At 39.5% G+C, this 19,280-nt stretch carries 32 protein-coding genes; 12 read left to right on the top strand and 20 right to left on the bottom strand.

All coding sequences use genetic code 11. From position 1 onward, the window contains the following. Positions 1–123: 123 nt before the first annotated feature. The 6 genes from BLU58_RS09120 to BLU58_RS16420 form a co-directional block, all read right to left on the bottom strand. Positions 124–432 (bottom strand): hypothetical protein, encoded by a 309-nt coding sequence (locus BLU58_RS09120; protein ID WP_255404663.1) that lies wholly within the window; start codon positions 430–432, stop codon positions 124–126. A 55-nt stretch (positions 433–487) separates the two neighbouring features. Then, positions 488–907 (bottom strand): hypothetical protein, encoded by a 420-nt coding sequence (locus tag BLU58_RS09115; RefSeq protein WP_093291923.1) that lies wholly within the window; start codon positions 905–907, stop codon positions 488–490. Positions 908–1,157: 250 nt separating this feature from the next. Continuing rightward, a complete protein-coding gene (locus BLU58_RS09110; protein ID WP_093291922.1) occupies positions 1,158–1,535 on the bottom strand; it encodes a hypothetical protein in 378 nt (125 codons plus the stop codon). 66 nt (positions 1,536–1,601) lie between these two features. Further along, complete coding sequence (locus BLU58_RS09105) at positions 1,602–1,952, bottom strand: hypothetical protein (RefSeq protein WP_093291921.1); 351 nt, start codon at positions 1,950–1,952, stop codon at positions 1,602–1,604. Further along, on the bottom strand, positions 1,949–2,668 hold the full coding sequence (locus BLU58_RS09100; RefSeq protein WP_093291920.1) for a hypothetical protein: 720 nt from the start codon (positions 2,666–2,668) through the stop codon (positions 1,949–1,951). Before BLU58_RS09100 ends, BLU58_RS09105 begins: the two co-directional genes overlap by 4 nt. Before the next feature lie 51 nt (positions 2,669–2,719). Continuing rightward, positions 2,720–2,857: a hypothetical protein gene (locus BLU58_RS16420; RefSeq protein WP_176786582.1), complete on the bottom strand. Its 138-nt coding sequence runs from the start codon at positions 2,855–2,857 to the stop codon at positions 2,720–2,722. A 143-nt stretch (positions 2,858–3,000) separates the two neighbouring features. On the opposite strand from BLU58_RS16420, the gene BLU58_RS09095 reads away from it, so the two are divergent. Then, on the top strand, positions 3,001–3,237 hold the full coding sequence (locus BLU58_RS09095) for a helix-turn-helix domain-containing protein (protein WP_093291919.1): 237 nt from the start codon (positions 3,001–3,003) through the stop codon (positions 3,235–3,237). Positions 3,238–3,704: 467 nt separating this feature from the next. Here the strand turns inward: BLU58_RS09095 and BLU58_RS09090 are convergent, their stop codons facing one another. The 3 genes from BLU58_RS09090 to BLU58_RS09080 all read right to left on the bottom strand — a co-directional run bounded on the left by BLU58_RS09090 (position 3,705) and on the right by BLU58_RS09080 (position 5,982). Next, on the bottom strand, positions 3,705–4,115 hold the full coding sequence (locus BLU58_RS09090; RefSeq protein WP_093291918.1) for a hypothetical protein: 411 nt from the start codon (positions 4,113–4,115) through the stop codon (positions 3,705–3,707). Next, on the bottom strand, positions 4,116–5,297 hold the full coding sequence (locus BLU58_RS09085) for a ParM/StbA family protein (protein WP_093291917.1): 1,182 nt from the start codon (positions 5,295–5,297) through the stop codon (positions 4,116–4,118). Positions 5,298–5,460: 163 nt separating this feature from the next. Continuing rightward, positions 5,461–5,982 (bottom strand): hypothetical protein, encoded by a 522-nt coding sequence (locus BLU58_RS09080; RefSeq protein ID WP_143123758.1) that lies wholly within the window; start codon positions 5,980–5,982, stop codon positions 5,461–5,463. 259 nt (positions 5,983–6,241) lie between these two features. Between BLU58_RS09080 and BLU58_RS09075 the strand changes: the two genes are divergently transcribed. Then, entirely contained in the window at positions 6,242–7,204 is a 963-nt protein-coding gene (locus tag BLU58_RS09075; protein ID WP_093291915.1) for a L,D-transpeptidase family protein, read from the top strand. A gap of 826 nt (positions 7,205–8,030) precedes the next feature. Here BLU58_RS09075 and BLU58_RS09065 read toward each other — a convergent pair. From BLU58_RS09065 to BLU58_RS09015, 11 genes are all read right to left on the bottom strand, one after another. Continuing rightward, on the bottom strand, positions 8,031–8,375 hold the full coding sequence (locus BLU58_RS09065) for a hypothetical protein (RefSeq protein ID WP_093291913.1): 345 nt from the start codon (positions 8,373–8,375) through the stop codon (positions 8,031–8,033). Positions 8,376–8,396: 21 nt separating this feature from the next. Further along, complete coding sequence (locus BLU58_RS09060) at positions 8,397–8,747, bottom strand: hypothetical protein (RefSeq protein ID WP_143123756.1); 351 nt, start codon at positions 8,745–8,747, stop codon at positions 8,397–8,399. Between the two features lie 83 nt (positions 8,748–8,830). Continuing rightward, a complete protein-coding gene (locus BLU58_RS09055) occupies positions 8,831–9,382 on the bottom strand; it encodes a hypothetical protein (RefSeq protein WP_143123755.1) in 552 nt (183 codons plus the stop codon). Continuing rightward, a complete protein-coding gene (locus BLU58_RS09050) occupies positions 9,339–9,869 on the bottom strand; it encodes a hypothetical protein (protein ID WP_093291910.1) in 531 nt (176 codons plus the stop codon). The genes BLU58_RS09055 and BLU58_RS09050 overlap by 44 nt, the downstream gene beginning before the upstream one ends. After that, complete coding sequence (locus tag BLU58_RS09045; RefSeq protein ID WP_093291909.1) at positions 9,869–10,441, bottom strand: NUMOD4 domain-containing protein; 573 nt, start codon at positions 10,439–10,441, stop codon at positions 9,869–9,871. Before BLU58_RS09045 ends, BLU58_RS09050 begins: the two co-directional genes overlap by 1 nt. A 183-nt stretch (positions 10,442–10,624) precedes the next feature. Next, the gene (locus BLU58_RS09040; protein WP_093291908.1) at positions 10,625–10,873 is read right to left on the bottom strand and encodes a hypothetical protein; all 249 of its coding nucleotides are present in this window, start codon (positions 10,871–10,873) and stop codon (positions 10,625–10,627) included. Continuing rightward, the gene (locus BLU58_RS09035; RefSeq protein ID WP_093291907.1) at positions 10,870–11,172 is read right to left on the bottom strand and encodes a hypothetical protein; all 303 of its coding nucleotides are present in this window, start codon (positions 11,170–11,172) and stop codon (positions 10,870–10,872) included. Before BLU58_RS09035 ends, BLU58_RS09040 begins: the two co-directional genes overlap by 4 nt. Continuing rightward, positions 11,169–11,477, bottom strand: a complete 309-nt coding sequence (locus tag BLU58_RS09030) for a hypothetical protein (protein ID WP_093291906.1) — start codon at positions 11,475–11,477, stop codon at positions 11,169–11,171. Before BLU58_RS09030 ends, BLU58_RS09035 begins: the two co-directional genes overlap by 4 nt. Then, positions 11,461–11,805, bottom strand: coding sequence for a hypothetical protein (locus tag BLU58_RS09025; RefSeq protein ID WP_093291905.1), 345 nt, complete (start codon positions 11,803–11,805; stop codon positions 11,461–11,463). The genes BLU58_RS09030 and BLU58_RS09025 overlap by 17 nt, the downstream gene beginning before the upstream one ends. Before the next feature lie 16 nt (positions 11,806–11,821). Further along, positions 11,822–12,067, bottom strand: a complete 246-nt coding sequence (locus BLU58_RS09020; protein WP_093291904.1) for a hypothetical protein — start codon at positions 12,065–12,067, stop codon at positions 11,822–11,824. Positions 12,068–12,153: 86 nt separating this feature from the next. Next, a complete protein-coding gene (locus BLU58_RS09015) occupies positions 12,154–12,333 on the bottom strand; it encodes a hypothetical protein (RefSeq protein ID WP_093291903.1) in 180 nt (59 codons plus the stop codon). Positions 12,334–12,460: 127 nt separating this feature from the next. Between BLU58_RS09015 and BLU58_RS09010 the strand changes: the two genes are divergently transcribed. The 10 genes from BLU58_RS09010 to BLU58_RS08960 all read left to right on the top strand — a co-directional run bounded on the left by BLU58_RS09010 (position 12,461) and on the right by BLU58_RS08960 (position 18,984). Then, positions 12,461–12,724, top strand: a complete 264-nt coding sequence (locus tag BLU58_RS09010) for a helix-turn-helix domain-containing protein (RefSeq protein WP_093291902.1) — start codon at positions 12,461–12,463, stop codon at positions 12,722–12,724. Then, entirely contained in the window at positions 12,717–13,028 is a 312-nt protein-coding gene (locus BLU58_RS09005) for a hypothetical protein (RefSeq protein WP_093291901.1), read from the top strand. The genes BLU58_RS09010 and BLU58_RS09005 overlap by 8 nt, the downstream gene beginning before the upstream one ends. 665 nt (positions 13,029–13,693) lie before the next feature. Then, entirely contained in the window at positions 13,694–14,611 is a 918-nt protein-coding gene (locus tag BLU58_RS09000) for a helix-turn-helix domain-containing protein (protein ID WP_176786581.1), read from the top strand. Next, entirely contained in the window at positions 14,608–15,987 is a 1,380-nt protein-coding gene (locus tag BLU58_RS08995; RefSeq protein WP_093291899.1) for a replicative DNA helicase, read from the top strand. The genes BLU58_RS09000 and BLU58_RS08995 overlap by 4 nt, the downstream gene beginning before the upstream one ends. Before the next feature lie 72 nt (positions 15,988–16,059). Further along, a complete protein-coding gene (locus BLU58_RS08990) occupies positions 16,060–16,287 on the top strand; it encodes a hypothetical protein (protein WP_093291898.1) in 228 nt (75 codons plus the stop codon). A gap of 155 nt (positions 16,288–16,442) precedes the next feature. After that, positions 16,443–16,820: a NucA/NucB deoxyribonuclease domain-containing protein gene (locus BLU58_RS08985; protein WP_176786587.1), complete on the top strand. Its 378-nt coding sequence runs from the start codon at positions 16,443–16,445 to the stop codon at positions 16,818–16,820. A 22-nt stretch (positions 16,821–16,842) separates the two neighbouring features. After that, the gene (locus tag BLU58_RS08980; protein ID WP_093291896.1) at positions 16,843–17,109 is read left to right on the top strand and encodes a ParB N-terminal domain-containing protein; all 267 of its coding nucleotides are present in this window, start codon (positions 16,843–16,845) and stop codon (positions 17,107–17,109) included. Positions 17,110–17,215: 106 nt separating this feature from the next. Beyond that, positions 17,216–17,563: a hypothetical protein gene (locus BLU58_RS08975; RefSeq protein ID WP_093291895.1), complete on the top strand. Its 348-nt coding sequence runs from the start codon at positions 17,216–17,218 to the stop codon at positions 17,561–17,563. 222 nt (positions 17,564–17,785) lie between these two features. After that, positions 17,786–18,325, top strand: coding sequence for a hypothetical protein (locus tag BLU58_RS08965; protein WP_093291893.1), 540 nt, complete (start codon positions 17,786–17,788; stop codon positions 18,323–18,325). 272 nt (positions 18,326–18,597) lie between these two features. Further along, a complete protein-coding gene (locus tag BLU58_RS08960) occupies positions 18,598–18,984 on the top strand; it encodes a hypothetical protein (protein WP_143123753.1) in 387 nt (128 codons plus the stop codon). Positions 18,985–19,280 lie beyond the last annotated feature (296 nt).

Below are 19,280 nucleotides of genomic sequence, written 5' to 3'. Positions count from 1 at the left end.
CAGCTGTTGTTCACCAGTGGATCTCCTTGTTATATTAGGATAAACACAAACTGAACTGTTCAACAACATTGTTTTTAAAAAAGTAGGAGAAGATAATAATCTGTCCTCTCCTACTAGTTGGTATTACCAGCTTGTCTTTGGTTGTTGGATACTATTTGTGGCTTTATCAATATCAGTCATCATCTGCTTCAACTGTTGCAATCCTTGCATTAACTGTTGCTGTTGAGCATCTATCCGAAAGGAAAACGCTCGCAAGCCTTCCCGTGTAATCGGAGTAGCTGCGTTAGAAGCATCCACAATCTCTTTTTCAATAGAATCGAACGCTTTTACTGTTGATTCTAGTACCTGTATTGCAAATGTAGCTTTATCGGCTAAGTGGTCAATATTTAGAGCTGCTGTTTTTGTGTGCAGCTGTCCCCAATCTGACGACATATAGTTGGGCACTGGTTTTGGTGAATAATCGCTCATATCAAGCTCTCTCCTTTTATCACTTCTGATATTTGTCGGTAATGGTATCAATCTTATCTGTCAGCTCATCAATTTTATCTGTTAAACCGTCGATTTGATCCGTATATTTATCGACATCCTTAACATTCTTTTGAACCTCTAAGATGTTGGTACTAACTCCTGTCACCTTAGACATGATTTCGGTACAAATAGAGCTAACTAGGACTTGTACATGGTCTGGAGCGTTACCCCCTACTTGTTGCACGAGACGATCTACAAGCGGTTTAATCTGACCTAATGTATTATGCGCATTGGTTAGCTCTCTTGCGCAAGAATTCAGCTCTGCATCAATCTTATCTGCTGTGCGGTCAATATGAGATTGGGTAATCTGGTCAATCTCACGAACTACTTTATCCACTTCGTTACATAGGCTACGTACTGCGCTTTTTCCAACTATCATGTTATCTTCTCCCTGGCAAAGTATTTTGGGTAAATCCTCTGAATGTTTTATCTTGTAAAGACATAGTTTAACGAGTTTGCGCTCAGTCGTTCCATAAACAATTCCATTTGTTCGCCAACTTGAATCTCATTGTACTCTTCAAGATATTGCATGCGAACATCCAACCACTCTGTTCCGCTGTTAGAATCAGGAGGGAGTTAATCCCTCCATCTATTCGAGGATCACAAAACAAGTTCCTCAAGTTGTCGCCTTACTGTCGTTCCTTCTTTTCTGAATTAACTAGTTGCATCACTTTCTCTAATACTATTGTGGGGACTTCCTGGTAGTTTGATGTGATTGGTATAAGACTACTTCCCTTTTCCTCAATAACAAAATCATACCCATATGAGGGCTTTTGTTTCTTTACTATCTCTATCAATGCAAACACGGATTTTTGAAATCGTATTCCTATTTCAAAGCCGTTCATTTCATCTTCTATAATTCCTTCATCTTCCTCATGTAGAAGATGATCATAGTCAACGAATAGGTATTTTGCCTTATCTGGAATTATAGGCATTTCAATGAAGCCCTCTGATACAGTTATAACTAATGGTAATTCGGCAACTACAAGGTTGAATTTTTCGCTCATATTAGGTCCTCCATCTCATTTTTATTTCTTGGGGGATCAGACCAATTCGTCCGATCCCACTTTGATTTATATACTGAACCGCTCAACTAGTTCTAAACACTTCTTGCAGGTGATACGCTGTTGTTTAGACTTCTCAATTTCCCTCTCAGTGACAGCTATATCGTTCAAATGCATGAGGTCGTGTAACTTCCGATTGATTTGCACTTTCCCACACAGGAAGTCTCCATATTCACGTTTGATACGTCCGATCTGCATATCTTCCAGTAGGAGAATATGCTTTGCACTGGTAGGGTTCACATAATCATAAAAACCTCGTCCCGATCTAGGTTGTACCTTTTCAGCTACCTTCCATTTGAAGGGGGTTGCAGTTAGAGAATATGAACCCTCTAACTGCTGTTGAGCATAGCTTAAACTCATGCTACACCCCTCCTATACTCTTGGAGATCGCTTAGAATGGAAGCTTTAGTTGATTCTTTCAAGTAATCGATGAAGTCTGTAGCTTGTCCTACCGTGAGTTCAGTTCTACTTGTTTTCTGATAACGATGTTTTACTAGTTCCTTAGCGGTTCCATCGGTCATATTTAAACCCTTTTGCAGTTTGAAAATATATTTGCGTTGACCTTCAGACAGTAGATTTTCTTCTTGTTCTTCCTGGGCTTCAACACTGAAATAATCCTTGTCGAGTTTCCCTTCGTAAGCCTTTTTACCAACCCCTAGCATAGCTACAACCTTCTTAAAGGTGTTTGTATACGCTCCTTTAAAGGCCGAAGCCTCGTCCAATGATTCATGACCACCATAACCATTTACTTGGGCTAAAATCTCAAATCCATTTTCTCCTTCTGCCCAACGCCAATTTCCTATCTGGATTGTCATCTGCATCACAATTTTGTACATCGGTTTTCCAGAGTTAGATTTAGCGACTTCTTGTTTTACAACCGTGGTGATTTCTCGCCAGTGTCCAAATAGAACCTCGTTCAAGCGATTCACACAAAATTGATAGCCATAGCCAGTTGTATCATATGCCTTTCGGCTTTTCTCCTTTGGAACATGGTCAATCGCTTCTCGTGGTAAATCTGCTGATAGCTCTTTATATTTCTCAGGGAGTTCTTCATATGTTAAAAGTCCATTTTTCATAGATGCGCCTCCTGTCAATATGTGCTACACTACGATCATAAAATATTTTTTCTAAACCGCTCTCTTAGGTGTTACAGCACCTTTAGGGAGCTTTTTTTGTTTTGAAGCATATTGAGTCAGGTTCTCGATACGCCCTTTTGATACGTCCATAACTTTTGCTGTGCCTTTGTGAACTTTTCCGAAGATCATTGTCTCACCTCCCTTACATCTTTATTATACGATATTCGATATCGAATATCAACTATAAAATATATTATATTCGATGTTTATTTATTTTCTATTTGCTGATATAATGTCAATACCATATACATAAGGAATGAGGTTTCTATAGGATGAAAAAGATAAAAAAAGTCACAACCAAACCAATCCTGGGAGCTGTCTTAAAGGCACGAGGATTGAACCAAGATGAGTTGGCAGCGGCGGCAGGCATCCCTCAAGGGACTATTTCGAGATTCGATAAACTTGAGAGACACACAGATGAGCATATTGCGGCTATAACAGCTATTTTGGAATGCAAATATGAAGATTTATTTCAAACTCATATTGAGTATGAAGAGGAACAAAATTAGAAAATCCCCCTTATTATCAGCTGATAATAAGGGGGATTTTATTGTTTTATCCATCACGGTATAAGAATTGTTAATTTAGAAAATAATGATAACATCATTAATGTTGAAAGGTGTGAAGGATCAATGATTCTGGATAAATATAAGTTTAACCAGTACGGCGATATTGTAAGAGGAGGGACAAATACGGCAACATATACAAGTTTCGTTTTGATCCAATTCCCATTGATACCTCCCTCCCCCATGAACAATGGTTTAAATGGAATGTAACCATGTTTCTCAACAACAAATAAATATTACATAGAGAAGGGAACATCCTACAAAAGCCACTTATGCAAGAAGTAATCGAAATGGACAATTGGTGGAGCAATCCTTTACCCTACATAAAAGAGAGCAACTAGATTTCCTCTTCTACTTAGAGGGAAATAGTTGCTCTCTTTTTATTTAACGGAACCTTTTACTGTCTACTACTACCAATCGTCTAAGGCTGCATCTATACAAGCATCTGCTTCATTAGATACAACTGTTGTATCTACACCTACAGGTTGCTCTAAATTTACTTGACTTGGTGGGGACGTACCAACTATAGCATCAGGTATTTCATTGGATATCAAAGCCATACAAAGGTTTCCTAGCATTTGTTGTACGATTGGTTGACTTAGCTTTTCCTGTTCTTCTATTGTCAGTGGGCGAGGAATTGGCAATTGTATTTCATGATTTACGGCCAGATGTAACTCCTCATCTACCTTTTCGAAAAACTTAGTTGAGAGGATTTTGGATTGCTTCCAATCGCTAATGAGTTGCAGTTGTTCCTTTGTCAATTTTGTTGATACCTTGATAGAAAGACTATCTCCTGGCTTAACTACTACTTTTTTGGTCATCTATTTCACCGTTAAACGCTTCTTTTCTTCTTTTCTCTGTGCGATCTTCCAACCTCCACGAGCATTCAAAAAGGGAACTAGCTTTTCATCAGACACAAACTGAAAAGGGTACTTCCTATTGTTGGCTTTCTCCAAATAAGGTTTGAGCAAGATACTACCGCCACCTATATTCAAAGCAACTTCCAGATCGTCAACATTTTTCCATTTGTAATCAATTTCATCAAAGATTCTCTTGGCACAACTACCAAGATGACGTTCCGCTATATCCTTGAACCCTCGAGGTACACCATTGACTTTAATATGATAAGGCTTATCAAGATCTTGCATATACTCAATCAACTTCTCACGAGATGAAACTTCATAGGATTCATGTACTACTGATATTTCTTTCATAATCTCGTCAAGATAACTTGATGTCCCTATTCGAAGTCCTCCAGATTCGTCCTTATCAGGCACCCCACCCTTATTGACTATGGGTTGTTCAGTAGTTCCTCCACCGATTTCATTTACCAGAACTTTTTTCGACATTAGACTTGTATCAGCAATATGAGCGTTGGTTTCCTCTGGTATTGCTAAGTCTATAACAGCAGCTACTCCCTCTGGGCTTACATAAATTTCAGTGAAGGTGATGAAGATCCTTGTTCCCTCAAAGCCAGGCATTTGCAGAAACTGAATCTCATGTTTCCCCTTCAAACGAGAGAGGAATTTTTCCTTATATTGTTTTTTGCTCTTTAAGTCTACTATTGGCAGGAATGCAGATAGAACAGCTTGGTAGTGGATTGTGTTTGTCCAATCCCTGTTCTTAGTATTGATCGCATCAAGGGCAGCAACCAATAGATACATGACCAAAATCTGATCGTTTGTCGCCTTTACTGTCCTCTCAGGGACTTCCATCCGCCCTTTCTTGTTTTTCATTGCAAGTTCTCCAGCTCCAAAAACTTTCTCATGAAACTCAGCACCTAATGATGGACTCTTGACTTTAAAATGCAAGTTCTTTAATTGGGTAGTAAGTTTGTCCTCTTTTTTTACTGATGAATAGTCGTCCTCAAGATTTTGACGTTCATCTGGTAATGGGCAAAGTATATTCGGAAATCTAATCGCATTCCCTAAACTCCCCATAACTGCTTTTATATCCTTATTTCCTCCATCGACCGATATAATTCGTAATGTTTCATTTATCACAGGTCATACATCCCCTAACTTCAATAATATCAACCTCTGAAATAAATAGTATACCATGGTATACTATTTGTAAACATGAAATTTAAAATATTTGCGTAAGAAGCTCTAAATCCTTATATTGTAAAGAATTCTCGAAGGTATACCATGGTATACCTTCTGCATATCATTCTTTCTCTTCAGTATTCTTTTTTTGACTAAAAATACGTCTAATCCAACTATCATTCTTTCGTTTTGCATACTTCTCTACCCTTGACAATTGTACAGAAAATCGCTCATCTCGCTTACGTAATTCCTGTTTCAAAGTGTCTACTTCATCTACTAACATTGCATTCTGTTGTGTTTGTTCGTCTAGCCTTTTGGCTATCTCTACTAACACTTTATTCACGCCACCTATGTATTCTCCAAGCGTGTAGCTCTTTTCTCCATCGCTCACAACTATTGACATAGGTTCAGTTGCTGCTAATTCCTCTTCAACTTGCTCTCTAGCCAATCCTTCACCATACCAATTACGAATCTTGAGTATAGTAGGCACCGAAGCAGGGGAGATCTTGATTGTGTTTCTTGTATCTTTTGTATTCTTAATGAATCGATGGTGCAGGTTTAGATAACGCCTGATTGTTCCTTCCGCTATCTTTGTTTTCTCGTGTACTTCTTTGATCGTCAGCCAGTCTAACATCAGTTTCACCACCATGACTCCACGGAGAGTATGCACCTCAAATAGCTTGTATTACTAAGGCTATTCAAGCACAGTAACCATAGATAAGTATCATAAGTTATGGTTCTTGTTTATCCCCTATGGATTCCTGCATGAAGTACGAAAAAATCAAACCCAATAACTATTAGAAAAAACTTTCTTTATATCCTTTATTTGTATAAATGTAAATTTTATCAATTAAAATAAATTCATTTAATGTTGTAATATAAATAATAGGAGGGGAAACATATTGAAATATATTAAATGGTTTACAACTATCACAGTTGCGTTGGCAGTTCTGATAGGGGCTTTCGTAACCCCAAATTCAGCAAACGCAGCAAGCACCAATTACCAGATTGAGATCAATAAAAAGACTAACAAACTTTATCTCTATCAAAACGGAAAAGTAAGTAAAACCTATCCTGTAGCTACAGGGAAAACAAAGGATCTGACTCCAGAAGGCACCTTTACAACGGTGGTCAAAATCGTTCAGCCAGGTTGGAAGGGAATCCCTGGGGGAGATCCAAAAAATCCACTTGGTCCTAGATGGATTGGATTCAGTGTGAAAGGCGACAATGGCCGTGTCTACGGAATCCACGGGACAAATCAGCCGAATTCAATTGGTAAATACGTCTCAAATGGTTGTATTCGCATGGCTGAGGCCAACATCTTAGAACTTTTTAAGATCATTCCAGAAGGTACACCGATTTGGATTCACAGTGGAAAATCCACAAGCAAGTGGGGTGGATCTTCAACAGCTGCTGTTCAATCATCCAAGGGGACTTTAAAAGTAAAAGGAAACAAGGTCAATATTAGAACGGGACCATCAACAGGTGCGTTCATTGTTACCCAGGTGAATAACGGTACTACTCTAGAGGTAATCGGCAAATCTGGTGACTGGTATCAAGTGAAAGTTTCTGGAAAAACGGGCTTCATTCGTAAGGATTTTGTTACCTCAGTGTCAACATCCCAGTCAACTACAACATCTCAGTCTCAATCAAGTGGTGGCTTTACTAAAGCATCTGGAAGTATAGTCGCAATAGAGAATCTAGTTAATGTACGTGCTAATCCGTCAATGACGGCTCAAGTCCGCCAAAAAGTATCAAAGGGTACAAAGATGACACTTATCGGCGAAAATAAGGAATGGTTTCAAATTAAAACCAAATCTGGTTATACGGCCTATATCCATAAATCCGTAGCTAAAAAAGCATAGTAAAAAAATCCGCATATGGGGGGAGAAATCTTCTCTTATGCGGATTTTTTTATCCATTTTCCAAGTGATATTAGTTGGTCTCCGATCCATTCTCTAAAGCTTCTTTTAGGTGGTGGTGGAGAGGAAGCTTCCGATGGTTCATGTAGTAGATCTTCTTTATTCCTCCAATAGTGCGCCTTTTGACGACAGGATTTCGAACAATAAATAGCCTGCGGCGGCGTATCCTGCATAACAATTTTACAATGGGGACAACATTTAACTTCTTCATGGTGCTGCTGGATGTGTATTTTATCTTTCATAGCCTCTAGTTTCGACGATTCCGACGGTCTCTATACGTCGGAAAAATGTCGAGATAGGGTAATTGTATCTGAATTAAAAAGAACGCCCTCAGTGGGCTTCTTATTAGCTCTGAGGGCGTTCTTTTTATTCCTTCTTTTCTGTTCTAAGTCCATTAATTGTATAGAAAGAACCAATTATCCCAATGACAATCATACAAACGAAGCTAAAATTGAAAGAGGTGGGAGAGATCCTATCCACCAAAGACTTGAAAACACTAGTCATGATTTTATTGAAGCCGAAACTAGCAACAAACAACGATATACTGAATATTAATAATCTAATAAACCGACCTAATTTTAAGCAATGTTTTACTTGATACTCCACTATCAAGAACATAACAATCATAACTGTCATTATTTCAAAACATCTAACAGGACTGGGCATTCATAACATTCCTTTCTAATCTAATGGAGGGGGAGATCCTTTAGGATTACCCAAGAATCCACCACCTCTAGTCTTTCAGTGTAGGTGGTGGGAGCGTTCAAAACTAATCTTTCTCCATGTCTCTTAATTTTGTTATCTGAGCAAAATTAAGGATCTGAGTTTCGTTTGTATCAGAAAGCATCTTAAACCTTACATTGGATAGCTCTACTTGCTTCTTTTCATCAAATCCTTCAATATCCATAACACACAATAGTTTATTTTTAGGATCAGTGAAGCACTCTCCTAAGAAATTCGTGACAATACTATTATGTTTACGGATATCTCGTTCCATCGCTAACTGATATTTAAAACAAAAGATAGAACTAATAGCACCTACCCCTACAATAATCATCCCACCAATAAGCACTATACGAGTATTCTCGATCAATACATCTACTAATTTTCTCATAACCAATCACCTACCATTCTCTTAGTCTTTTTGGATATTTTTCATTCGTTTATCTTCATTTTCAATTTTTTTGAATTGAACATAGTTCACATTCTCAATCTTGCCCTCATCAGATATCAACTCAAATCTTACTCCCGAGAGATTCACTTTCTCATCTTCACTTTCTGGAAGACCTTTGATTTTCACCACACACACCCTGCCATCAGATTCAGCTCTAAAACACTTCTCTTGATACCCTGTAAGTTTGTCACGACCAAACACATTATCCTCATCAAAAAATTGCAATAGAGTAACTATGAAAAAAATACCCGTCACTATAGTCCCAAAGAAACCAAAAAATAATATATCTTCATTACTCGCTAATTTATTCATAAACTTTTTTTTCCTACTTATCTGCACTTGGTTCACCTCTTCTTTTCATCTTAATGGGAAGTAGGGGAGAGTGGGGCCTTCCCCTACCATCGATCATCCTCTGTGATACTATCAATCCACTCTGAATTCAATGGAACAAAACGGTCTTGATGAAGTTCTAGGTCAGACATTTCGCTCACTGCTATGGCTTCAATCGTGCCATCCAAGCCAACTACTTTTAAAACTCGATCTGAATACGCATACTTGGCGTACAAATCAACATAATCAACTTTATCTCGCCACAAGAAGGGGGAGTATATGCCATCTTCCGAGATAAAGTTTCCTACTGGATACCACTTCATATTATCGAGATAAACGGACTCAGCATCAGTCACCTCTTGCAAAGTGGAACAGTGCATACAGTATCCTCGACCATTTAAAACCTTACAAAATGGCCTTTTTCTACACCTGTAACAGGGGGTCTCATCGGCAACATTCACTATATCTCTCTCATAATTAAATGTGACAGAGGCATGAGAGGAGTCCAGATGAACATCATACTGTGGCCTATATCTAACAGGCTTTTCGATCTCATCTTCAGGAGGAATGTACTCAAACCACTTCTTGATCTGCTTCATTGTCTCCCATATCTTCATCATCCCATCCCCAATCCCTGTACAGTTTGATACTCATGATTTTGTTAGGTAAAACGAACTTGAATTGTCCTTCAATCCCGATTACGGCCAGACATTTTTTCTCCATTCGATGGACTTCCAGAGCATCTGCATAATCAGTCGCCTCATCCCATATAAAGGGGATGGGTCTCCCATTCTTTAAGATCATAATTCCAACAGGAAAATCAGCTAGACTTGCCATTTTTACTTTTTCTTCGAAGTCATACTTTTCATAAAGGCAACGCACACAGTACCGTTTCTCTTTATCAAGTATCTTGAATACATTCTTTCGGCAAACACAGCAGGCTACTTCTGAAGGCTCAAATATAAGCCGTCTCTCTTGTCTCCTGACTTTATTGAACATGCCGTTCTTGACATTCATAACACCCTGAACATATTTTTTGCTTTTATCCATTTTTCTCAATAGTTCAGCCATGCCTTGAGAGCATTTGCTATAGTCAGGCGGCATTAGGCTTCACGCTCCAGTATCTCTTTGATGTGCTTCTGGTCCACTCCAAGCATCCTAGAAAGGGAAGGAATACCGTACTCTCTCGATCTATGTCTGTAAGCTGACTTTACAAAGTCCTCATCCTCTGGAGATAAGAGGGAGGAGAGGGGTGTCATTAACTCCGCTCTCAGCTTCCGCTCCTTGATCGGACTCTGAATGAAGTCCTGACGATACAAGTAGAATGAAAGATTATCTAGGCGATTGTTATTCCGCTTGTTGTCCAAATGCTCAACCGAATAGCATGGATCTTGAACCGCTTCTTCCCAAAAGCTGAATGCAACCAGTCGATGCACTAACATCTTTCTGTTTTTTCCGTCCTGGTGTAGATTCACATAAGTGTAACCAAATTTATTGTGAAATGGTCGGATAGCTGACTCCGGAAAAACTTTTCTGCGACCGTGCCTATCCAAAATAACACGCCGTTTCCTAACCACTTTCCCAAAACAACTAATCTTGTATAGGTCTTCATATCCAACCACATCACGCCAAACTTCTCTCATATTTTCAATGGGATGATGTGAAAATCTAATCATGATCGAAGCTCCTCTCTTCCCGCTTGACCTCCTCTAAAACAGGTGAAATCAAGGCTTTTGCTATGGAGTGTACGTAGAGGAGGGAAGCGGAAAATGCATACCTATCATTACTGACGTTTCGTAAGTCGAGAGAGGCTACATCGTCAGAAGAGACCCCTCATCGACCCGTTTTATAATAAACGTTCAAATTTTCAGCTTAATAAGACCGCAAGCTTCCCATTCTGAACAATGCTTTTGTCTGTTCTTTTGACAGCGAGATCCAACTAGATACTGACACTCACCGCATGTAGAAAAGGACCAAGTGGTACCATACTGATCCGTCATCGGATTACATTTACTAGAATCAAGAAGGAGCAGAGCAGTATTTGGATACAAACTCATATCGTCCTCAATGAAAAGTTCCAACTGGACGAAACGTGCTACATCGATCATTTTTGATCAATTCCATCTCTGGTGGTAGTATAGAGGCAGTGATCTGATCCGACAATCAGATCACTGTAATTGCTTTGCCACTTATCAAAACCTTCTGTGGTCCATCTGGATACCAGGAGGTTTTCTACTGCTTCCTCACCGAGTTTGTGATGTAGGAGCTGAACAACTCCTTCACCTACTAGCATTTCAGCATTCTTGATTTGTGCATTTTTTTCACAATGTAAGTAAACACATACATAAAACCTCTCGTTGATCCTAAACAGTTTTTTCCTACAAGACGCACACATCATACCTTTCATGACAGTTCCTCCAGTCCATCCGACTTGCCAATGGGATTGTGACATCGAAGACAATAGTAGTCCACCTTCCCATTATGATGGATTTCTCCCCATCTAGACTCCTTCGGTGAATAACCACAAACACCACACTCCACAGGGGAGACTTTCTGCCCATCACTAAGACGGACGACACTTTGAACTACACCATAATTGTGAAAGGGTTTTATACAGCCTTCGCAAAAGTATGAGTACGTTTTTGTGTGTACACCTGCTACCACACGACAATATACATCTTCTTTGGGACATACACTACATCTCTTTTTCATGTAGATACTCCTTCTCAATGGTCTCAATCAATTTATCAAGGGTATCGTCAGTTAGCCTAGCAACTTCGTAGCAAAAATCAAGGAATTTGCTCCATTCTGCTGATTGGATTGAATGCTCATATGCCCATTTTCCAATGCGCTTGGCCTGGTAGTAGGGAACTAATCCAATAAGTTCATCTAAGTTCTCTGACTTACAACACGGACAGGTTGCATCCTCTACAGGTTCCCACCTTGCCCAATCCTGCGCATCATTCATCTTTGCTCCAATGACGTACTTCATATAACAGGATTCACAGTCAATCGAAATCTCACGATATATCATCTTCATACCAGGTCATCCCCTCCTAATCCACCATAATTCCTAGTTCCTTTTCATTCAGCCTTGCTAGATGTTCGACTTTCTCTGCAACTGAATCACCTTTCACACCAACCAAACATTCATCGCAAAAATAGTAATCCTTGCATGCAGACGACATCCAGTAGCGAGCCATTCCTATATCTAGGAACCTGCTTGAAGCTAATGTGTTTCCCTGCTCAATTTCCGATTTACCACACAAGCAACAATGACGGAAACCCGATAACGTTGACATATCAACCAACTCCAATCTAGACATTTACAATCGTTACGTTTAGAAGGGGAGATAACATTTGGAGCATCCCCCCCTAATATCAGGTCCTACCTTTTTTGAATGTAGTTCTGTTGGATGCTTTGCTTCTGAATTTCCATGACTTCAAACTCATCATCTCTATTGCTACATTCGGAACAGATACCTGCAAGCTTGTTATTAACCTCTGCGGTAGTCATAATTTCCTTTTTACATCTAGGGCAGGAAGTCCATCTAAGTTTCCTTTTCATGAATAATCCCTCCAAATCTCTGTTATAACCATATTATACATTACACAATAATGTGTAATCAAGTCTTTTTTTTAATTACACAATAATGTATACTCAATCCATAAGAACCAAGAGAGGGATTTCATACATGAATACTAGAAGACACCTAAATACAAACAGGCCAATCGTAAGAGTGAGAGGTAGATTAAAGCAACTATTAGCACAAAATAAATGGACACAAGAGTATGTTGCTGAAAAAAGTGGAATTGCCCAGGCCAAATTGTCTAGATTCGATCAAAGTGTTACCTTAGATCCATCCACCATTGCTTCTTTGATGGAAGGATTAGAGCTTTCTTACTGGGATCTTTTTGAGAAGATAGCGGACGAAAAGGGAGAAGATACTAATGGATAAAAACCAAGTGACCTTGGAAACGATTCTCAAGAGTCTTAATGACATGAAGACAATTGTAGAGAAACGTTTTGATAAACTAGAGGCTAAGGTAGATAAAAACACAGAGGAAATCAAAGCAATAAGAGAACAGGTCATCGAAAACAGTGAAGGAATTGCTGATTTAACGTTGACTGCCAACAAAATCAAGGACGATATGGAGTTCTTGAAGAACCGTCACTATGCTAAGGCCGAGGAACTAGATCGGAAGATTGATCAGACGTACTGGGAATTGAAAAGTGCTAGTAAACAAGAGGAAGCGAACTAGAAACCTGACAAAAAAAGTATGCTCCTAAATGATGAAACCCCTTAGATACAATGGGGAATCTTCATTTCGAAACATACTTTTGTAAAATATTCACTCTTGTTTAATCTATCGATTGGTAATAGAATGGAGACAAATTTAAAGCGACCTGCTGATGACAGATCGCTTATGTTCGTGACAGAAGTTGAGCCAACAACTTTCCTGTCGATTTCAAAACTCATCTCTGATATTGTACTTTCAATTTCGGTTAAGGTCAATATAGTTAACCGAAAATGTAGTAAAAATATTTTGATGAATTGAGATATGAACGTGAGCGATCCTGCCCAAGGTCTTGTTGTGGGGAGGATTTTTGTTGTAATTTTCTGTTGAAAATACTTTTATTTTGATTCATCATATATTTATATAAAAACATTAAAAATGGGAAAGAGCCTCAATAGTGTCAACTTTGGCGAGCAGGCACTAGTGAAGCTCCATATTCTAATCGACCAATAAAAGAGAAAAGGTCGCTATAACAACGATCCACTGAAAAAGAGGGATCGCTATAAACATAATTATCCTATGTCCCTATTTTATATACCTATTCTATGTAAATCAATAGGGGAAAATTGGCTAATTGTGTAGTTATAGCTCCTTCCTTGATGGTCGATCGAGGAGAGGAATTTAAATATATGTCAACCACACAAGATAAAGCAGTATTTGAATCTGAAAATGAAAGTCTAGGTTTCACAATCATTCCAAATGTCATTCTTACTTCGACTGTACTAACACCTACCGAAAAAATAGTATACGGAATCCTCCGTAGATACGCCAATTTGCCTAAAGGCTGTATGCCCGCCGTTTCTACTGTTTGTCTAGAAGCAAATATTTCCAAAGCTACATACAACCGGGCCATTAAGACCTTTATCCGGTCTACGGAAAATCCAAATCCAGCAATTCCACTCATCACTATCATACATCGCCCAAATCAGTCTAACGAGTTTAAGTTTCATGATATTACTGACCATCTTGTCGAGCTACTAAAGTCCGCTGTTCAGATGGAAGAGGAAGAAAAGAAAATCGCTAAGGCCAAGAAGAAAAGAAAGAAAGCGGCATCCAAATCCAAAAGTGGGTCTCAAAATGATACTCCCATTGAAAACACTGGGGAGTCTCAAAATGAGACCCACATCCAGACGTCTCAAAATGAGACCCCCCCCGTCTCAAATTGCGACACAAGTAATAATGAATTAAATAAAAAAGAACAACAACAACCAGAGGTGCTTGAAAAAGATGTTGTTGTCGTTGTTGATTTCATTCAGGAGAAATTCCAAAAGCTCTATACAGCTAAACAAGTAAAGCGACTCCTAACACTTGCTAAGAATCATGGTGAGGATCTGATTGCTTGTATTGAGAATGCCAACGCTTATGATAAGCGAGTGAAGAAGCTAAAATCTGTGTATGGTGGAATTGAATATGCCATCAAAGAGGGGTGGGACGTTCCGCCCCCAGAAACGACCAAACCGACTCCTGCTAAGCCACTTAAATTTGATGATTTTGATCTAGATGAAATTGCAAAGGAACTGAGCGTAGCTGGAGGTGTTAGACGATGACTTTTCAAAGTGTACAGGAACAAGAACGTCAATCGATGCTAGAGAGAGAGGTAATCGGCTCTATTCTTCTCGATCCCGAAAACGTGATGCCAGAGATTGAGGATTCGCTAAAAGCGGATTATTTCTACTACCACAAACACGGAAAAATTGTAAGCAAGATACTTGAGCTGTATCGAGATCAAGTGGTTCCTGATTTAGTGGCCTTACAACCCACCTTCCTAGAATGTGACATGGAAATTAGCGATGCGATAGAGATGGCAGGCGGAACACTTAGCCCTAATCATGTTCAGCAGCACTGTATGATTTTACGTAATCTCTACACTTGGCGACAAACGCAATCCGTTGCTAAAACCGTGTTGGAGAAGGGTATGATCGAAAACGAGAAACAGATTCAACACGAATTGAACTTAATTCAAAACGAGTTGGAGAAGGTTTCAGATCACCAGCACCAAAGTAAGGTTAGAAGAACAATTGATGTGGTTTGTTCGATTTTTGACAAACTAGGTTCTATAGATCCAGTTAATGTTTTAAAGTCTGGCATTGAGGACCTAGACAAACTTACAGGTGGGTTTCAAAATGATGAACTAGTCCTTATAGCAGGGAGAACCAGTATGGGGAAGACAGCATTTTCCTTATCTCTACTGGAAAATTACAAGAGGACAGGGAAAAAAATTGCATACTTTACTCTTGAAATGACAAGTGAAGCAATGGTACAACGCATGCTTTCCCTGATAGGAAATGTTGACTCCAAAGTCTGGAGAGAGACGGATGAACACGAGAGACACAAAGTTTCAGACGATGATTTACAAAAGCTCACAAACGCAGCAGGCGTTCTTGAAAGCTATTCGGGAGCGATAGCTTGGCAAGAGACAGCAGTTACGGTAGAAGATATACGTGCTACCGTTCGGAAACTAAAGCGAACAGAGGGGTTAGATGGTGTCATCATTGACTATATTGGACTTGTTAATCCAACGTATCCAAAACATACGATCAATGAGCAGTTGACGCATTCGATCCGCTTACTAAAGATGATGGCGAAAGAGCTAAATATTCCAGTTGTAGTATTAGCTCAGATAAACAGGGGAGTAGAAGGCAGATCCGAAAAGCGACCTTTGCTATCAGACCTCAAGGACTCAGGGAGCTTGGAGCAGGAAGCTGACTTGGCTTTACTTCTTTATCGTGATGCTTATTATCATCCGATGGTTCAAGAGCCGCCAGTTGAGAAGTTGGAAATCATTGTGGCTAAATCTAGGAATGGTCGAGTTGGAAAGGTGGAAGCTGGTTTTATCGGGAAGTACACTAAGATAATCAACTGGGACCCCCGACTCGAAGCTATTTGGGAGAAACTAGTTGCTCAGCGTGATCAAATAGATTGAAGATCACACGGTCTGGAAAGCAGAAGGGTTTGTTTTTCAGACTTCACATACACAACGAGAGGATGAAACTATATGGTCAAGAGAATAGATGAGATATTTGCGGAAGAGTTGGCTAATCAAGCTATCAAAGGAGTCAACCTGACTGAATCGGAATTAGAGTTAGTGAAAGCTTACCTGTACGACCCTCTCACAGAACTTGATATTCCTGTAGATTGTTATGTGTGTGGAGGGGACGGCTGGTTAGATTACAAGCTACCTTGTTCGGCATGTGATGGAAGTGGAGAGATTCGTAAGGATTAGGGATTAATAGAAGGCGAACATTTCTCTGGATTCAAGTAGTATATTTGTATCCAAATCCGAACGATGATTGAAGCAAGGCGACCCGATTTGACCCTAAAATCCGAACTATGGGAGATGAAAAGGTGCAGCGTTTTCTAATTCTAGTAATTTTTACTATGTTCCTAATGACTGGTTGTCAGATTCCAGAAAAATCGAGCCATGCAGACTCTGTTGTAGCTACGATCGAACTACCAGCAGACCGCTATCCAGAGACCGCAAAGCATATCAAAGAAGCCGTTCAGAAGGGTGAGACTGATATTTGTACGATAGATCGTGCAGGAGCTGAGAAGAGACGTGAGGAATCGCTCAAAGGAATCCCCACAAAGAAGGGTTATGATCGGGACGAGTTTCCTATGGCCTTATGCCTGCAAGGTGGAAAAGGTGCTGATATAGCTTACATTTCGCCCAGTGACAACCGTGGCGCAGGCTCCTATATTGGGAACAAGCTGGAGGGGTTCCGTGATGGTCAAAAGGTGAGGATTGTTGTGAGATAGCTTATCTACAAGGAGAGATAAAATGTCAACCAAATCAGTAGTGATGATAGAGCTAGATAGGATTCAGATTCCCTATGAGCTTGCGGAATCCAAGCCCAGGGAAGAGAAACTGGAGCGGATCAGACAGCATATACAAAAATCAGGAGAATTGGACGAATACATAGTAGTCCATCAGGAATCCCTTACACTCGTGGATGGGTACATACGTTATCTGGTAGCAAGGGAATTAGGCTTTACCTTCGTCCCTGTTAGATGGGGGAATTTGAGGGAGTTTGGCTTATACAGGTAATTCCAAAAGGAAGTTAGTGTTTTGAACAGGATTTAACGCCCAAAAAATAGAATATTAGTTTAAGAATGGTGTTTCTCTATTTAGATATTGAAAGGGGCTAATAAGTATGGCAACCCAACCTTTGGAAGAAGTGATTGACCAAATTCGAGTAGCTCAACAGAGATATCTTGATGCGGATTTAGCGTATCGTATTCAAGCAGAAGAAGCCAAACGGTTAAGGGCTAGTCTCTTGTTAGATAGATCCCATCGTAGTAGCCATTCGACATTGCGAGAAAAAGAAGCAAGTGCATCCCAAGATGAGGACTTGCAGGAAGCCATAAACAAAGAACGGGAGCTTTATCATCAGGCAATGTTAGCGAAAATTGAAATAGAGCATTTGGAACGTACTTATCAACTGTTACTAGAAGTGTTTAAGCGAGAAACTAATAGAGTCATGAATGGGGCAGTAACATAATGCTAGAAGGAGAAACTTATGAAAGGTATAGTCGGAAACTGTTGGCTCTGCAAGCGTGAACCTGATAGTCAAAGTCGGGGAAATTGCTTCGTTTGCAGAGATGAACCAGTCCAATATACAATGTGGGGCCACCCAAAGCACAATAATATAGTTGATTATCTGCTTTACATAGCGGTTGAGGATCACAAGCAAAAATTACAACAATGAGAAAGAGGCGGACATATGAGTTTGATTCATAAAATATATTTTTCCCTACTAGTTTTGATTGGGACGCTTTATTTTGTTGATTTGGTAAGCCCATCTTTCAATCAGTTATTTCACTCTATCATTCATCCGTACACAGGAATAGAAACATCACTCAAATTAGCTATTCCATTTTTGCTTACAATGGGGTGCATGGGATGGGTTGCAAGTGTAATTTGTACAGCATTAAAGGAAGTGGGTTTCAGGTTACTATACTTCACAAGTATAGCTAAATATATGTTGCGGTTAACTGGTCTAGCAAATAGGATAACGACACATGGTTTCACAGGTGGAATTCTACTCATTATGGCGAGTAAAGTTCTGGGATTTGAAGAAATCGCGACAGAAGGATTTTATACTATATTCCCAAATGCAAACCACCTATCATTCTGGGAGGGCTTTGTAAAAGTAATGTTATTCACCTTCCCAGTAGCACTGATTTTTTATCTAGTGCCTTTTGCAGCAATGATGTCCCGTGATGATTCAGAGGACTACTTATTACAAAAGGCGGAAACATGAAGAATCAGCCGATATGACAGTCTAGCGAACGAGATTAAATCGTTCGCTTTTTTTTGTTGGTTATTGTTCGATAAAGTCTGTCTATTTTGTTCGCACTTTGTTTAACTGTGAAATGGTTATATCATGAATTATCATGCTATATTTAATATTTGTTGTATAATAATACTTTATTTTAAATTTTTAGTTTAAAAAGAGAGGAGGAGGAAATCACGGAGTTTAGGTACTTTACTACAGAGCAAGTGGCGGAGCGGATTCAGCATAGCAAGTCATATGTGGCTAGAATTGCACGCAAGGCTCAAAGAGAAGGTTATCCGTGGCCTCAAAAGAGAGGTCGTGCATGGGAAGCTCCTATACAGGAATGGAGAAACGTACTTGTAAAGTTTGGGAGTAAAAAAATGATAGAAGGGGTAAAAGTGTGGTTCAGGGATAGTGAAATGCTGGATATTCCATACATAAACAATCAGGAATACTCTGCTTCTCGTGCGGCCAAAATCCTAGGGAAATACTCTATAAAGTGGTTAACCCAATTAGCACTGCGTTGCAACAGAATTGGTTTGGAATGGCCAAAGAGAGTTGAACAGGAATGGATTGCACCTCTTGAGGAGTGGAAGAGAATAGTCCAAGATGAGACATTACGCTCTTGGATGACGAAAAAATAAAAATGGATTTATTTTTACCAAACACTTGAAATAATTCATGAAAATGAACATAATAGGAAAAGATTCATTTTTTTTGAATTAGTTCAGGGTGGTTTTCTCCCACAGAAGATCACGACAACCTGACAATAGTTCCTGCTTCCTCGATAGAAGCTCGATGATGAATAGGTGCGAAGATCCTTGTTTGTGAGACTTGTGGGGGTCTTACGAAGCGTTGAGCGGTGATCCTTGTTTATAGGGGGAGCCAGCGCAAGCCAAGGGAGCATCCGAAGATCATTCGAACCATAGGAACCAATATA

Source organism: Thermoactinomyces sp. DSM 45892 (assembly GCF_900107305.1).
In the GTDB taxonomy this organism is placed as follows: Bacteria; Bacillota; Bacilli; order Thermoactinomycetales; family Thermoactinomycetaceae; genus Baia.
This window is presented reverse-complemented; position numbering and strand designations above follow the sequence as displayed.